This window comes from Klebsiella sp. CN_Kp104 (genome assembly GCF_040064515.1).
GTDB lineage: Bacteria > Pseudomonadota > Gammaproteobacteria > Enterobacterales > Enterobacteriaceae > Klebsiella > Klebsiella aerogenes.
In genome coordinates, this window is record NZ_JBEAII010000037.1 from 76550 (window position 1) to 91458 (window position 14909).

Annotated in this window: 13 protein-coding genes and 2 tRNA genes; 12 read left to right on the top strand and 3 right to left on the bottom strand. The window is 56.2% G+C overall.

Annotated features, from left to right (window positions below):
• Positions 1-69: 69 nt before the first annotated feature.
• Entirely contained in the window at positions 70-1131 is a 1062-nt protein-coding gene (gene rsgA / locus ABLU80_RS19335) for a small ribosomal subunit biogenesis GTPase RsgA (protein ID WP_015368642.1), read from the bottom strand.
• 94 nt (positions 1132-1225) lie between these two features.
• Between rsgA and orn the strand changes: the two genes are divergently transcribed.
• Entirely contained in the window at positions 1226-1771 is a 546-nt protein-coding gene (gene orn, locus ABLU80_RS19340; protein WP_015704162.1) for an oligoribonuclease, read from the top strand.
• A 41-nt stretch (positions 1772-1812) separates the two neighbouring features.
• Here the strand turns inward: orn and ABLU80_RS19345 are convergent, their stop codons facing one another.
• Positions 1813-2544: an arginine ABC transporter substrate-binding protein gene (locus tag ABLU80_RS19345; protein WP_285177868.1), complete on the bottom strand. Its 732-nt coding sequence runs from the start codon at positions 2542-2544 to the stop codon at positions 1813-1815.
• Positions 2545-2836: 292 nt separating this feature from the next.
• Here ABLU80_RS19345 and ABLU80_RS19350 point away from each other — a divergent pair.
• Positions 2837-2912, top strand: a tRNA-Gly gene (locus ABLU80_RS19350).
• A 71-nt stretch (positions 2913-2983) separates the two neighbouring features.
• A tRNA-Gly gene (locus ABLU80_RS19355) sits at positions 2984-3059 on the top strand.
• A gap of 270 nt (positions 3060-3329) precedes the next feature.
• Here the strand turns inward: ABLU80_RS19355 and queG are convergent.
• A complete protein-coding gene (gene queG, locus ABLU80_RS19360) occupies positions 3330-4469 on the bottom strand; it encodes a tRNA epoxyqueuosine(34) reductase QueG (protein ID WP_348850340.1) in 1140 nt (379 codons plus the stop codon).
• Between the two features lie 13 nt (positions 4470-4482).
• Here queG and nnr point away from each other — a divergent pair, with 13 nt between their 5' ends.
• The 9 genes from nnr to hflC all read left to right on the top strand — a co-directional run bounded on the left by nnr (position 4483) and on the right by hflC (position 14721).
• On the top strand, positions 4483-5994 hold the full coding sequence (gene nnr / locus ABLU80_RS19365; protein WP_348850341.1) for a bifunctional ADP-dependent NAD(P)H-hydrate dehydratase/NAD(P)H-hydrate epimerase: 1512 nt from the start codon (positions 4483-4485) through the stop codon (positions 5992-5994).
• Positions 5987-6448, top strand: a complete 462-nt coding sequence (tsaE, locus tag ABLU80_RS19370; protein ID WP_015704166.1) for a tRNA (adenosine(37)-N6)-threonylcarbamoyltransferase complex ATPase subunit type 1 TsaE — start codon at positions 5987-5989, stop codon at positions 6446-6448. Before nnr ends, tsaE begins: the two co-directional genes overlap by 8 nt.
• Positions 6449-6464: 16 nt before the next feature.
• A complete protein-coding gene (gene amiB, locus ABLU80_RS19375; protein WP_015704167.1) occupies positions 6465-7817 on the top strand; it encodes an N-acetylmuramoyl-L-alanine amidase AmiB in 1353 nt (450 codons plus the stop codon).
• A 10-nt stretch (positions 7818-7827) separates the two neighbouring features.
• Entirely contained in the window at positions 7828-9693 is a 1866-nt protein-coding gene (gene mutL, locus ABLU80_RS19380) for a DNA mismatch repair endonuclease MutL (RefSeq protein WP_260842088.1), read from the top strand.
• Positions 9686-10636: a tRNA (adenosine(37)-N6)-dimethylallyltransferase MiaA gene (gene miaA / locus ABLU80_RS19385; protein ID WP_348850342.1), complete on the top strand. Its 951-nt coding sequence runs from the start codon at positions 9686-9688 to the stop codon at positions 10634-10636. The genes mutL and miaA overlap by 8 nt, the downstream gene beginning before the upstream one ends.
• A gap of 92 nt (positions 10637-10728) precedes the next feature.
• Positions 10729-11037: an RNA chaperone Hfq gene (gene hfq, locus ABLU80_RS19390; protein ID WP_015368633.1), complete on the top strand. Its 309-nt coding sequence runs from the start codon at positions 10729-10731 to the stop codon at positions 11035-11037.
• A 75-nt stretch (positions 11038-11112) separates the two neighbouring features.
• The gene (hflX, locus tag ABLU80_RS19395) at positions 11113-12393 is read left to right on the top strand and encodes a ribosome rescue GTPase HflX (protein WP_015368632.1); all 1281 of its coding nucleotides are present in this window, start codon (positions 11113-11115) and stop codon (positions 12391-12393) included.
• 58 nt (positions 12394-12451) lie between these two features.
• Positions 12452-13714 carry an FtsH protease activity modulator HflK gene (hflK, locus tag ABLU80_RS19400; protein WP_015368631.1) on the top strand — a complete coding sequence of 421 codons (1263 nt, stop codon included), beginning with the start codon at positions 12452-12454 and terminating at the stop codon, positions 13712-13714.
• Between the two features lie 2 nt (positions 13715-13716).
• Positions 13717-14721 carry a protease modulator HflC gene (gene hflC, locus ABLU80_RS19405; RefSeq protein WP_015368630.1) on the top strand — a complete coding sequence of 335 codons (1005 nt, stop codon included), beginning with the start codon at positions 13717-13719 and terminating at the stop codon, positions 14719-14721.
• Positions 14722-14909: the final 188 nt, after the last annotated feature.

Below are 14909 nucleotides of genomic sequence, written 5' to 3' on the forward strand. Positions count from 1 at the left end.
ACTTCAGCGAATTGTATCCGCGCCGTTGTGCTGGCAAAGCGAGTACGTATAGCGACGACAGCTTAAATGTCAGTCGTCGGTTGATGAAAAGCTTTTACGCGTTTTTACCTGCACCTGTTCCATACTTTCCAGGATGCGGTGATAGTTGGCGAAACGGCTTTCGGCGATAGCGCCTTTTTCTACCGCTTCGCGAATGGCGCAGCCTGGATCGGTGTCGTGCTTGCAGTCGCGATACTTGCAATGGCCTAAATAATCATGGAATTCGACAAAGCCGTTGGTGATTTGTTCCGCATCAAGATGCCACAGGCCAAACTCGCGGACGCCCGGGGAGTCGATCACATCGCCGCCGTGCGGGAAGTGATAAAGACGAGCGGCGGTGGTGGTGTGCTGGCCGAGCCCTGACACATCGGAGACGTCGTTCGTCAGGATTTGCTCATCCCGCAGTCCCAGCAGCGTGTTCAGCAGGCTGGATTTACCCACCCCGGACTGGCCGGCAAAAATACTGATGCGCCCGGTCAGCGCCTCTTCAAGCGGCTTCAGGCCGTCCTGAGTATGGCTGGACACCATCAATACCGGATAACCGATCTGGCGATAGATATCCATCTGCTCGTTGACGAAGGCCATGCCGTCATCGTCCAGCAGGTCTATCTTATTCAGTACCAACAGCGGTTCGATATTCTGCGCTTCGCAGGCCACCAGATAGCGGTCGATAATATTGAGCGACAGTTCGGGTAAAATGGCCGAAACCACCACGATTTGGTCGATATTTGCCGCGATAGGCTTCACGCCGTCGTAAAAGTCCGGGCGTGTCAGCACCGAGGCGCGTTCATGTACCGCTTCGACGATACCTTTGACGTTGACCCCGTCGGCTGCGTCTTTACCTGGCCGCCAGACCACGCGGTCGCCGGTCACCAGGGAACGAATGGTCCGGCGAATGTTGCAGCGGTGGGTCGTGCCATCCGCGGATTCGACATCGGCATGCATACCAAAACGGCTGATGACGATGCCTTCTGAAGGCTCGCCAAACAGGTTGTCATCGTAGTCGGCCTTCTCCGAAGTCGTTTTCAGGCGGCGCTGGTGGTTGGCCTTGACGCGGCGCTGCTGGCCTTTGGAGAGCTTATTTTTACTCAATCGAACTGGCTCCTGGTCGCCCTGATGGGGCAAAACCTCTATGATACACGCTATTTTAGATGAATATAGTCACGCAAGAAGGGTGGAAAATAGCATGAGTGCAGATGAAAACAACCTGATTTGGATCGATCTTGAGATGACGGGGCTGGATCCCGAGCGCGATCGCATTATCGAAATCGCCACCCTGGTCACCGACGCGAATCTGAATATTCTGGCAGAAGGCCCAACCATTGCCGTGCACCAGTCTGATGCTCAGCTGGCTCTGATGGACGAATGGAACGTGCGTACTCATACCGGCAGCGGGCTGGTCGATCGCGTGAAGGCCAGTACCGTGGGCGACCGCGAAGCGGAACTGGCCACTATTGAGTTTCTCAAGCAGTGGGTGCCGGCAGGGAAATCGCCAATTTGTGGCAACAGCATCGGTCAGGACCGCCGCTTCCTGTTCAAATATATGCCGGAACTGGAAGCTTACTTCCATTATCGCTATCTCGACGTCAGCACCCTAAAAGAGCTGGCGCGCCGCTGGAAGCCGGAAATCCTTGATGGGTTTAAAAAGCAGGGCACTCACCAGGCCATGGACGATATCCGCGAATCCGTCGCCGAGTTAGCCTATTATCGCGAGCATTTTATTAAGCTCTGAAGCGTCAACGGGGCCGACATGGCCCCGTTCTTTTTGCCTCGTTACTTAAACCACTTTTGTTCCATCTGCTGGAACTCCGGCGACGCTTTTACCACCTCCAGCGCGTCGTTAATCTGCTTAAGCAACTCCGGATCGTCTTTGCGTACCGCGATGGCATATTGTTTGCCGTAGTAGGCCGGGTCGGTGGCGCGTTCTTTCATCTCGGCGTAATCAGGATTCTCCGCCAGCCACTTGTCCATCGTCGCTAAATCGCCGATCGCGCCGTCGACTTCGCCGCTTTTCAACGCCGCCAGCGCGTCGCTATCGCTGTCAAAGGCGACGGCTTGAATGCCTTTTTGTTTATCGCGTAGATAACGCTGATGAACGCTGCCTTTGACCACGGCGAGCTTTTTACCCTGCAGGTCGGCAAACCCGTGAGCGGCGTCTTTTGCCGTGACTACCACGCCGGATAGCTCCTGGCGATAAGGTTGGCTGAAGGCGACCTGCTTTTCACGCATCGGCAACACTTCAATGCCGGCGATTATGGCGTCGAACTTTTTAAAGCGCAGCGCCGGAATGAGGGTATCAAAGCGCTGCGGCGTGAATTTGCATTCCGCTTGCATCTGCTTACACAGCGCATTGGCCAAATCAATGTCGAAACCCGTTGCCTGGCCTTTGCCTTTGACGGTCTCAAACGGCGGATTGGCGGTTGTGGTGCCAAAATGGAGAGCCTCGGCAGAAGCCGTTCCGATGAAGGATGTGGTCAGCAGCAGGACGGTAAGCGCTTTTTTCATTCTGAATCCCTGATTGTCGTCATGGTGGACCTTTTCGCGGATAACCTCCGCGGTGTCATGCGGGCGATTTTGCGCCATTCGCGCGGGGGTAAAAAGATATTTTGCTAATTATGGCGGTTATTTATACAATTTAGAGGGCTGTGTGGCGAGAAAATGTCCATTCAAACAAAAAACGAAAAAAAGTGCTCGCCAGGGGGTTGCAGGTGAATCGAATTCTCGTATAATGCGCCTCCCGTAACGACGCAGAAATGCAAATTACGACGCCATCGAAATATGGCAAAAAAGCAGTAACGCGGGAATAGCTCAGTTGGTAGAGCACGACCTTGCCAAGGTCGGGGTCGCGAGTTCGAGTCTCGTTTCCCGCTCCAAAATTTGAAAGCAGCACCATACCAAAACATAGTTTTCAGGTTGCCGGAAGGTAGATTGAAAACCAATGTAAGCGGGAATAGCTCAGTTGGTAGAGCACGACCTTGCCAAGGTCGGGGTCGCGAGTTCGAGTCTCGTTTCCCGCTCCAAATTTCTTCCTTTATCTAGTTTATCCACAGTGCGAAATCGCGCCGGGGATGATTTTCATTGCCTATCCAAAAATACTGTAAACAGAGTTATCCACAGGCTGTCGTTTGGCTGACGGCGCGATAAATGCTTCACTTTGTAAATAGTATTGTCGTATCTGATTGAAATTTAACATTTAAATTTCATTTCAAACTGTTAATTCGATCACTTGACGTACGTCTGCCCGTTGAAACGCAATGTGTTTTTGTTTTTATTCACAGCCTGTGAATGAATCAGGCGTCGCGCGGTAATCCTTTCTCGACCACCCTGACCAGGCGTAATTTCTGCGGCAACTGCACTTCGACAACGTTGGCGTTTCGCTTTTCGATCTGCTGCGCAACCGCCCATTCAATGTGTTCATCGAGAAGTGGGTGCTCACCTCGGCGACTTTCCAGCGCGACCAGATTGGCTTCATTCCACGGGGCATTACCGAGCGCGACGGCGATATTGCGTAACCAGCGTAAGTGACCGATACGGCGTATCGCCGATCCCTCAGTGACTTTCAGGAACCAGGCTTCGCTCCAGGCGAACAGCTCAATCAGCTGCGGTGCATGTAGCGTTTTACGCGGGCTGAAGTCCTCTTCATCGGTGAGCTGCGAAAAACGGTTCCACGGACATATCAACTGGCAATCATCGCAGCCGTAAATACGGTTGCCGATAAGCGGACGAAATTCTTCCGGGATGGCGCCTTCCAGCTCGATGGTCAGATAGGAGATGCAGCGTCGCGCGTCGACGGTATAGGGCTCGACGATGGCGCCGGTGGGGCAGATAGTCATACAGGCGACACAACGTCCGCACTCTTCGGCAACCGGCTGGTCTACAGGCAGTGGCAGATCGATAAGCAACTCGCCGAGGAAGAAAAACGATCCGGCGTCGCGGCTTAAGATAAGTGAGTGCTTACCTGTCCAGCCAAGCCCCGCTTTTTCAGCGATTGGCCGCTCCAGGATAGGCGCGGAATCGACAAACGGTCTAAAATTGAGCGAAGCACACTGTTCCTGAATCATCTCGCCGAGTTTTTTCAGTCGGTTACGTAGCAGCTTATGATAATCACGCCCCAGGGCATAACGGCTGACGTAACCCAGCGTGGGATCTTTCAGAGTGCTGGCGAAAGCAGCATTGGCGGGCAGGTAGTTCATGCGCACGCTAATCACGCGTAGCGTACCGGGCAGCAGTTCATGCGGCCGGGCGCGCATCATGCCGTGGCGAGCCATCCATTCCATTTCGCCATGGTATTGTTTATCCAGCCATGCCTGTAGTTTAGGTTCGCTGGCGCTGAGATCGGTATCGGTAATACCGACCTGCTGGAAGCCAAGCTCGGTGCCCCATTGTTTGATTTGTTGCGCTAAATGATTGAGATCGAGGGGCTGTGACATGATGGACCATACAATGACGAAAAACCCTGACAGTATACCACACATCGTGTGGCCAGCGGAGACGCTGCGCCAGGCGGAAAGAGAGGCGGCGGATAGTCTCGGGCTGACGCTTTTTGAATTGATGCGGCGTGCCGGCGAGGCGGCGTTTCAACTGGCCCGAAGCCTTTATCCCGCCAGCCAGCACTGGTTGATTCTTTGCGGCCACGGCAATAACGGCGGCGACGGCTATGTCGTCGCGCGACTGGCGCAGGCGCAGGGCATCGCGGTAACGCTACTGGCGTTGGAAAGCGATAAGCCGCTGCCGGAAGAGGCGCAGGCCGCGCGGGAAGAGTGGCTCAATGCCGGCGGCGTCATCCACGCCGCCGATAGCGGCTGGCCGGATGATATCTCATTGATTATTGACGGGCTGCTCGGCACCGGCCTGCATAGCGCGCCGCGCGCTAACGTCGCCGGGCTGATTGAACTGGCGAATGCCTATCCCGCGCCGGTTATTGCGCTTGATATCCCCTCCGGGTTGAACGCGCAAACCGGCGCGACGCCTGGCGCGGTAATCCACGCCGCCCATACCCTGACGTTTATCGCGCTAAAACCCGGACTACTGACCGGCAACGCCCGCGACGTCGTTGGGCGCTTACATCATCATGCGCTCGGGCTGGAGCGCTGGCTTGCCGGGCAAAACACCGCTATTCGCCGTTTTTTCGCAGCGCAACTGGCAGGCTGGTTGCCGCCGCGTCGCCCGACGTCGCATAAAGGCTCGCATGGTCGGCTGGTGATTATCGGCGGCGATCGCGGCACCGCTGGCGCCATTCGTATGGCAGGTGAGGCCGCGCTGCGTGCCGGCGCGGGTTTAGTACGCGTGCTGACCAGGGCGGAAAATATCGCGGGCATTGTGACTGCCAGACCGGAATTGATGGTCCATGAGCTGAACGGTGACTCTCTTACCGAAAGCCTGGAGTGGGCAGATGTCGTAGCGATTGGTCCCGGTCTTGGGCTAAGCGAGTGGGGTAAAGCGGCGCTGCGGCAGGTAGAGAATTTTCGCAAACCGATGGTCTGGGATGCCGACGCGTTGAACCTGCTGGCAATCAATCCCGATAAACGTCACAATCGCGTGTTAACCCCTCATCCTGGCGAAGCCGCCCGTTTATTGAATATCAGCGTGGCAGAAGTTGAAAGCGATCGCTTACATTCTGTACAGCGTCTGGTAAAACGGTATGGCGGCGTGGTGGTGCTAAAAGGCGCAGGAACCGTAGTGGCGAATGACGCGGGCGAAATCGGTATCATTGATGCCGGTAATCCCGGAATGGCCAGCGGCGGGATGGGCGATGTGCTCACCGGCATTATCGCCGCGCTGTTGGGACAGGGGCTGACCCAGTATGATGCCGCTTGCGCAGGCTGCGTGGCGCACGGCGAAGCCGCAGACCGGCTGGCCGCCAGAGATGGCGCCCGCGGGATGCTGGCGACCGATCTTTTTTGCACGCTGAGGCGTGTTGTTAACCCGGATGTGATTGACCTAGACCATGATTAACCGTGTGATTCCTTTACCCGACGAGCAGGCGACATTAGACCTTGGCAACCGCGTAGCGCAGGCCTGTAGCGGCGCGACGGTTATCTATCTGTATGGCGATTTAGGCGCGGGTAAAACCACCTTCAGCCGCGGTTTTCTGCAGGCCCTTGGCCACCGCGGCAATGTCAAAAGCCCAACGTATACGCTGGTGGAGCCTTACACCCTCGACAATCTGATGGTGTATCACTTCGACCTCTACCGGCTGGCGGATCCTGAGGAGCTCGAATTTATGGGGATCCGCGATTACTTCGCTAACGATGCCATCTGCCTGGTAGAATGGCCGCAACAAGGCGCGGGTGTACTGCCTGACCCGGATGTCGAAATTCACCTGGATTATCAGGCGCAAGGGCGTGAGGCGCGCGTAACGGCGGTCTCTTCATTGGGTGAGTCTTTATTGGCGCGTTTAGCCATTTAGCCTAAAGGATGACGGGATGAAGTATCGTATAACCAGTTGGCTGGCCGCCGCTCTGATGCTGCTCGGCACTCAGGCATCCGCGGCAAGTTTATCCGATATCCAGGTCTCAAACGGCGATCGGCAGGCCCGCATCACGCTAAGTTTTGTCGGCGATCCTGAATATTCTTTCACCCCGCAAGGTAAGCGGGCGGTGGCGTTGGATATCAAACAAACCGGCGTACTTCAGGGGCTGCCGCTGCAGTTTAGCGGTAATAATCTGGTCAAGAGCATTCGTTCCGGCTCGCCTCAGGATACGCAATCGCTGCGTCTGTTGGTCGATCTGACGGAAGATGGTAAAACGCGGGCGGTGAAGCAGCAAAATGGCGCCAACTATACCGTCGTCTTTACCATTAACGCCGATGTGCCGCCGCCACCTCCGCCGCCGCCAGTGATAGCGAAACGGGTCGAAGCGCCGGTAGTGGCGTCGCGTCCGAGCACGCCGCCGCGCAATCCGTTTAAAAACTCTGGCAGCGACAGAACCACGGTGGTGACCAGCAGTCAGCCGGCGATGACCAACAACCAGACCATCAGCCGTCCGGCGGCGCGTACCGTCTCTTCTGACGATAAAATTATTATCGCCATTGATGCCGGTCACGGCGGCCAGGATCCTGGCGCCATCGGACCGGGCGGCACCAAAGAGAAAAACGTCACGATTGCTATCGCCCATAAACTACGGGCGTTGCTCAACGACGATCCGCAGTTTAAACCGGTGCTAACCCGCAACGGCGACTACTTCATCTCGGTTATGGGGCGTTCGGACGTGGCGCGCAAACAAAACGCCAATTTCCTTGTCTCTATCCATGCCGATGCGGCTCCGAACCGCGACGCGACCGGCGCATCGGTGTGGGTGCTCTCTAACCGCCGCGCGAATAGTGAGATGGCCGGCTGGCTAGAACAGCATGAGAAACAATCCGAACTTTTGGGCGGAGCGGGCGACGTGCTGGCAAATAGCCAGTCGGATCCTTATCTGAGCCAGGCGGTGCTGGATTTACAGTTCGGCCATTCCCAGCGCGTCGGTTATGATGTGGCGACGGATGTACTAAGCCAGCTGCAGCGGGTCGGTAATCTCCATAAACGCCGCCCGGAGCATGCCAGCCTTGGCGTTCTGCGCTCGCCGGATATTCCGTCGATCCTCGTCGAAACCGGCTTTATCAGTAATAACGGCGAAGAGCGCCTGCTGGGTAGTGATGATTACCAACAGCAGATTGCAGAGGCGATTTATAAAGGGCTGCGTAACTATTATATGCAGCACCCGCTGCAATCAGCGCCGCGCGGCACGGCCGCGCAAACCGCCAGCGCCAGTTCGCCTGGCGGGACGTTGATTAACTAAGGAGAAGGTCATGCCGATTCAGGTTCTACCGCCGCAGCTCGCCAACCAGATTGCCGCTGGCGAGGTGGTGGAACGTCCGGCGTCGGTAGTGAAGGAGCTGGTTGAGAACAGCCTTGATGCCGGCGCAACCCGTATCGACATTGATATCGAACGCGGGGGCGCGAAGCTTATCCGTATTCGCGATAACGGCTGTGGGATCAAAAAAGATGAGCTGGCGCTGGCGCTGGCTCGTCACGCCACCAGTAAAATCGCCTCGCTGGATGACCTTGAGGCGATCATCAGCCTTGGCTTTCGCGGCGAAGCGTTGGCCAGTATCAGTTCCGTCGCCCGCCTGACGCTGACTTCGCGTACCGCGGAGCAGCACGAGGCATGGCAGGCTTATGCTGAAGGGCGCGACCAGGCAGTGACGGTGAAACCGGCGGCGCATCCGATAGGCACCACGCTGGAAGTCCTGGATCTGTTTTACAACACCCCCGCGCGGCGCAAGTTCATGCGTACCGAAAAAACCGAGTTTAATCATATTGATGAAATCGTCCGCCGCATCGCGCTGGCGCGTTTCGATGTAACGATTAATCTCAGCCATAACGGCAAAATGATGCGCCAGTATCGCGCAGTGGCGGAAGGCGGCCCGCGTGAACGCCGCCTCGGCTCGATTTGCGGCGCGGCGTTTCTGGAACACGCGTTGGCCATTGAGTGGCAGCATGGCGATCTGGCGCTGCGCGGCTGGGTTGCCGATCCGTTGCATACCAATCCGGCATTAGCGGAAATCCAGTACTGCTACGTCAACGGGCGTATGATGCGCGACCGGCTGATCAACCATGCCATTCGCCAGGCCTGTGAAGACAAGCTGGGCGCTGACCAGCAGCCGGCGTTTGTGCTGTATCTGGAGATTGACCCGCATCAGGTTGATGTCAACGTGCATCCGGCGAAGCACGAAGTACGTTTCCATCAATCGCGGCTGGTGCATGATTTTATCTATCAAGGCGTACTGAGCGTGCTGCAGCAGCAACTGGATGCGCCGTTGGCGGAAGAAGACGAAGCGCCCGCGTCGCGGCCGGTGCCGGAAAATCGCGTAGCGGCGGGCGCTAACCATTTCGCTCGCCCATCGCCTGCCCGGGAACCGGCGGCGGGTTATGATACCCGCGCGCCGCGGGAACCTGCCGCCGCCGGCGGCGGCTATAGCGCAGGCGGCGCCAACTGGCCCCACGCGCAGCCAGGCTATCAAAAACAGCAGGGGGCGCTTTACCGTCAACTGCTGCAAACCCCGGCGGCGGAAAAGCCACCCGTTGCGCCGGCGCCTGCGGAAAGCCTGGCAGCCCATAGCCAAAGCTTTGGCCGGGTGCTGACTATTATCGGCAGCGATTGCGCGCTGCTCGAGCGCGGCGGCACATTGGCGTTGCTGGCGCTGCCGGTGGCGGAGCGCTGGCTGCGTCAGGCGCAGCTAACGCCGGGCGCGGAAGCGGTTTGCGCGCAGCCGCTGCTGATCCCGCTGCGTCTTAAAGTGAGTGAAGCAGAACGTAAGGCGCTGGAAAAGGCGCAGTCGGCGCTGGCGCAATTGGGTATCGATTTACAAGCAGATGCTCAGCACGTGACGGTTCGCGCGGTGCCTTTACCCTTAAGACAACAAAATTTACAAATCTTGATTCCTGAACTGATAGGCTACCTGGCGCAGCTAACGGCATTCGACGTCGGCGACATTGCCCAGTGGACGGCGCGTAATCTGACGAGCGAGCACGCGCAGTGGAGTATGGCGCAGGCGATTTCCGTGCTGGCGGACGTTGAGCGTTTATGTCCGCAGCTGATTAAAGCGCCGCCGGGTGGTCTGTTACAACCTGTTGATTTACATTCGGCGATGACAGCCCTGAAAGATGAGTGATGTAACTGAGGCGAGCCTGCCTAAGGCAATTTTTTTAATGGGGCCGACGGCCTCCGGTAAAACCGCATTAGCTATCGCCTTGCGTAAAGTTTTGCCCGTAGAGTTGATTAGCGTCGATTCCGCCCTCATCTATCGAGGAATGGATATCGGCACGGCCAAACCCGATGCCGCGGAGCTTAGCGCTGCGCCGCATCGGTTGCTGGATATCCTTGATCCGGCAGAGTCGTACTCGGCGGCGGATTTTCGCCGCGATGCGTTGGCGGAAATGGCGGATATCGTCGCCGCCGGGCGCATCCCGCTGCTGGTCGGCGGAACAATGTTGTACTTCAAAGCGTTGTTGGAAGGGTTATCGCCGCTGCCTTCGGCGGATCCCGCAGTCAGGGCCAGAATTGAGCAACAAGCAGCAGAGCAGGGGTGGCACGCATTGCACCGGCAGTTACAGGACATCGATCCCGTGGCCGCCGCGCGTATTCATCCAAATGATCCGCAAAGACTTTCCCGAGCACTGGAAGTTTTTTTCATTTCGGGTAAAACTTTAACGGAAATGACGCAAACGTCAGGAGAGGCTCTGCCGTATCAGGTGCATCAGTTCGCCATCGCCCCGGCGAGCCGTGAACTGCTACATCAACGCATTGAGCAGCGTTTTCATCAGATGTTGGCTTCAGGTTTTGAAGCAGAAGTGCGGGCGCTATTTGCCCGTGGAGATTTGCATACGGATATGCCTTCCATTCGTTGTGTCGGATACCGCCAGATGTGGTCATACCTTGAAGGCGAGGTCCCGTATGATGAAATGGTTTATCGAGGTGTTTGCGCGACGAGACAGTTAGCTAAACGTCAGGTCACCTGGCTGCGTGGTTGGGAAGATGTTCACTGGTTAGACAGTGAGCAACCTGAACAAGCGCTCAACAAAGTATTACAGGTTGTTGGTGCTAGCCAGAACTGAACGTGTACAATTGAATGGTATCGTGCGTAATTTTTTTTAAGAATCGTAAGGTTCTGAGTACAAAACAAGCATACATATAAGGAAAAGAGAGAATGGCTAAGGGGCAATCTTTACAAGATCCGTTCCTGAACGCTTTGCGTCGGGAACGTGTTCCGGTTTCTATTTATTTGGTGAATGGTATTAAGCTGCAAGGGCAAATTGAGTCTTTCGATCAGTTCGTGATCCTGTTGAAGAACACGGTCAGCCAGATGGTCTATAAGCACGCAATTTCTACTGTTGTTCCGTCCCGTCCGGTGTCTCACCACAGCAATAATGCTGGCGGCGGTGCAAACAACTATCACCACGGTGGTAGCGCGCAAGGTTCTTCTGCGCCGCAGCAAGACAGCGACGACGCCGAATAAGGCTAATGCTGTTTTTCCACGTCGGGGAGCCAGGTTTTCTGCGTTCCCCGCTGGTATTTTATAAGGGGTTTACGCTTGTTTGACCGTTATGATGCCGGTGAGCAGGCGGTACTGGTACACATCTATTTTTCGCAAGACAAAGATATGGAGGATCTCCAGGAGTTTGAATCCCTGGTCTCTTCCGCCGGTGTCGAAGCAATGCAGGTGATTACCGGTAGCCGTAAAGCACCGCACCCGAAGTATTTTGTTGGTGAAGGTAAGGCTGTTGAAATTGCGGAAGCCGTAAAAGCGACCGGCGCCTCGGTCGTGCTGTTCGATCATGCCTTGAGTCCGGCCCAGGAACGTAACCTGGAGCAGCTTTGCGAATGCCGGGTTATCGATCGCACCGGTCTGATTTTAGATATTTTTGCCCAGCGAGCGCGTACCCACGAAGGGAAACTGCAGGTTGAGCTGGCGCAGCTGCGCCATCTGGCCACCCGTCTGGTACGCGGCTGGACCCACCTTGAAAGGCAGAAGGGCGGGATTGGTTTGCGCGGACCGGGTGAAACCCAGCTCGAAACCGACCGTCGATTGCTGCGTAACCGTATTATGCAGATCCTGTCGCGACTGGAAAAAGTAGAAAAGCAGCGCGAGCAAGGTCGGCGGTCACGCGCTAAGGCCGATATCCCTACCGTCTCGCTGGTGGGATATACCAACGCCGGAAAATCAACGCTGTTCAACCAGATAACCGAAGCGGAAGTCTATGCCGCGGACCAACTGTTCGCCACCCTGGACCCAACGCTGCGCCGTATTAACGTCACCGACGTCGGCGAAACGGTACTGGCTGATACCGTAGGCTTTATTCGTCATCTGCCGCACGATTTGGTGGCGGCGTTTAAAGCGACGCTGCAGGAGACGCGTCAGGCGACGCTGCTGCTGCACGTTATCGACGCGGCGGATGTCCGCGTGCAGGAAAATATTGATGCAGTAAATACGGTCCTTGCTGAAATCGAGGCCGATGAAATCCCGTCATTGCTGGTGATGAACAAAATCGATGTGCTTGACGATTTTGAACCGCGCATCGATCGGGACGAAGAGAATAAACCGATTCGGGTCTGGCTCTCCGCCCAGACCGGAGTTGGCGTACCACTGCTTTTTCAGGCGTTAACAGAACGTCTTTCCGGCGAAGTGGCTCAGCATACGCTGCGTTTACCGCCGCAGGAAGGTCGTCTGAGAAGCCGGTTCTATCAGCTTCAGGCGATAGAAAAAGAGTGGATGGAGGATGACGGCAGCGTAAGCCTGCAAGTGCGCATGCCCATCGTGGACTGGCGTCGCCTCTGCAAACAAGAGCCTGCGTTGGTCGACTACGTGGTTTGACCTGGCCTGAAGATATTAACCCCTGTGGGGATATCAAAAACAAATATGGAGCATATACATGGCGTGGAATCAGCCCGGTAATAACGGACAGGACCGCGACCCGTGGGGAAGCAGCAAGAATGGCGGCAACTCTGAGGGAAATGGCAACAAAGGCGGTCGCGATCAGGGGCCGCCCGATCTGGATGATATCTTCCGCAAGTTAAGCAAAAAACTTGGCGGTCTCGGCGGCGGTAAAGGCGGCCAGGGTGGCGGTAATGTGACGCAGGGGCCGCGTGGCCCGATGGGCGGGCGCATTGTCGGCATCGTTGCTGCAGCGGCGGTGATTATCTGGGCAGCCAGCGGTTTCTATACCATCAAGGAAGCGGAACGTGGTGTGGTGACACGCTTTGGCAAGTTCAGCCATCTGGTTGAGCCAGGTCTGAACTGGAAGCCAACCTTTGTCGATAATGTGCAAGCGGTGAACGTCGAGTCGGTTCGCGAACTGGCCGCATCTGGTGTGATGCTGACTTCCGATGAGAACGTCGTGCGCGTTGAGATGAACGTACAGTACCGGGTGACCGATCCGGAGCGCTACCTGTTTAGCGTGACCAGCGCCGACGATAGTCTGCGTCAGGCCACCGACAGCGCCCTGCGCGGCGTCATCGGTAAGTACACCATGGACCGTATCCTGACCGAAGGTCGTACCGTTATCCGTAGCGATACCCAGCGCGAGCTGGAAGAGACCATTCGTCCGTACAACATGGGTATTACCCTGCTGGACGTCAACTTCCAGACGGCGCGTCCGCCGGAAGAGGTGAAGGCCGCGTTTGATGATGCCATTGCCGCGCGTGAGAACGAGCAGCAGTACATCCGCGAAGCGGAAGCTTATACCAACGAAGTTCAGCCGCGTGCGAACGGTCAGGCGCAGCGTATCCTCGAAGAGGCGCGTGCGTATAAAACCCAGACCGTACTGGAAGCACAGGGTGAAGTCGCTCGCTTTGCGAAGATCCTGCCGGAATATAAAGCCGCGCCGGAAATTACCCGCGAGCGTCTGTATATCGAAACCATGGAAAAAGTGCTGAGCCATACCCGCAAAGTGCTGGTTAATGACAGCAAGGGCGGCAACCTGATGGTTCTGCCGTTGGATCAGATGCTGAAAGGCGCCACTGGTGCGCCGGCAAAGAGCGATAGTAGTGGCGCAAGCGATCTGCTGCGCCTGCCGCCTGCGTCCAGCTCAAGCAGCGCCAGCACCTCATCAACCTCGAGTTCAACCGGGGGTACCATTATGGACCAACGCCGCGCCAACGCGCAGCGTAACGACTACCAGCGTCAGGGGGAATAACGATGCGTAAATCTGTTATCGCGATCATTGTCGTCGTGCTGGTAGTGCTCTACATGTCTGTCTTCGTGGTGAAAGAAGGCGAGCGTGGCATTACGCTGCGCTTTGGCAAAGTTCTGCGCGACGATGAGAACAAGCCGCTGGTGTATGCGCCGGGTCTGCACTTCAAGATCCCGTTCATTGAATCCGTGAAAATGCTGGATGCGCGTATCCAGACCATGGACAACCAGGCTGACCGCTTTGTTACCAAAGAGAAGAAAGACCTGATCGTCGACTCCTATATCAAGTGGCGCATCAGTGACTTCAGTCGTTACTATCTGGCGACCGGCGGCGGCGACGTCTCCCAGGCCGAAGTTCTGCTGAAGCGTAAGTTCTCTGACCGTCTGCGCTCTGAGATTGGTCGTCTGGACGTGAAAGACATCGTGACTGATTCCCGCGGTCGTTTGACCCTGGAAGTGCGTGATGCGCTGAACTCCGGTTCTGCAGGTACAGAAGATGAAGTCTCGACGCCGGCAGCCGATGACGCTATCGCTAAAGCGGCAGAACGGGTAGAAGCTGAAACTAACGGTAAGGTTCAGGTAATCAACCCGAACAGTATGGCGGCGCTGGGTATTGAAGTCGTTGACGTACGTATCAAGCAGATCAACCTGCCGGCTGAAGTGTCTGAAGCGATTTACAACCGTATGCGCGCCGAGCGTGAAGCGGTTGCTCGTCGCCATCGTTCACAAGGTCAGGAAGAAGCGGAAAAACTGCGCGCGACCGCGGACTATGAAGTGACCAAGACCCTGGCGGAAGCCGAGCGTCAAGGGCGTATTCTGCGCGGTGAAGGCGATGCCGAGTCGGCAAAACTGTTTGCCGATGCATTCAGTCAGGATCCGGGCTTCTATGCCTTTATCCGTAGCCTGCGCGCCTATGAGAAGAGCTTCCAGAGCAACCAGGACGTGATGGTCCTCAGCCCGGATAGCGATTTCTTCCGTTACATGAAGTCACCGGATTCTGTGCGTAAATAAGCCGGGTCAGTGTGAAATCAGAAGGCGCCTTGCAAGAGGCGCCTTTTTTCATGCCATAGATTGTGATTTTTCTCTCAGCTAGTGGTTTCATATTGCCTGTGAAATGCCGGAGAATGTGAAGAAAGAAAAGGGTTTTGCGGTAATACTCACCGGCGCCAAACTGGCGGCGGTTTTGTTTTTCTATAAGG

Excerpts from the sequence above, each read along its gene's own strand:
- amiB (WP_015704167.1), top strand. The coding sequence starts at position 6,465 with ATGAAGTATCGTATAACCAGTTGGCTGGCCGCCGCTCTGATGCTGCTC.
- hflC (WP_015368630.1), top strand. The coding sequence starts at position 13,717 with ATGCGTAAATCTGTTATCGCGATCATTGTCGTCGTGCTGGTAGTGCTC.
- ABLU80_RS19345 (WP_285177868.1), bottom strand. The coding sequence starts at position 2,544 with ATGAAAAAAGCGCTTACCGTCCTGCTGCTGACCACATCCTTCATCGGA.
- tsaE (WP_015704166.1), top strand. The coding sequence starts at position 5,987 with ATGATTAACCGTGTGATTCCTTTACCCGACGAGCAGGCGACATTAGAC.
- mutL (WP_260842088.1), top strand. The coding sequence starts at position 7,828 with ATGCCGATTCAGGTTCTACCGCCGCAGCTCGCCAACCAGATTGCCGCT.
- hflK (WP_015368631.1), top strand. The coding sequence starts at position 12,452 with ATGGCGTGGAATCAGCCCGGTAATAACGGACAGGACCGCGACCCGTGG.
- orn (WP_015704162.1), top strand. The coding sequence starts at position 1,226 with ATGAGTGCAGATGAAAACAACCTGATTTGGATCGATCTTGAGATGACG.
- queG (WP_348850340.1), bottom strand. The coding sequence starts at position 4,469 with ATGTCACAGCCCCTCGATCTCAATCATTTAGCGCAACAAATCAAACAA.
- hfq (WP_015368633.1), top strand. The coding sequence starts at position 10,729 with ATGGCTAAGGGGCAATCTTTACAAGATCCGTTCCTGAACGCTTTGCGT.
- miaA (WP_348850342.1), top strand. The coding sequence starts at position 9,686 with ATGAGTGATGTAACTGAGGCGAGCCTGCCTAAGGCAATTTTTTTAATG.
- nnr (WP_348850341.1), top strand. The coding sequence starts at position 4,483 with ATGACGAAAAACCCTGACAGTATACCACACATCGTGTGGCCAGCGGAG.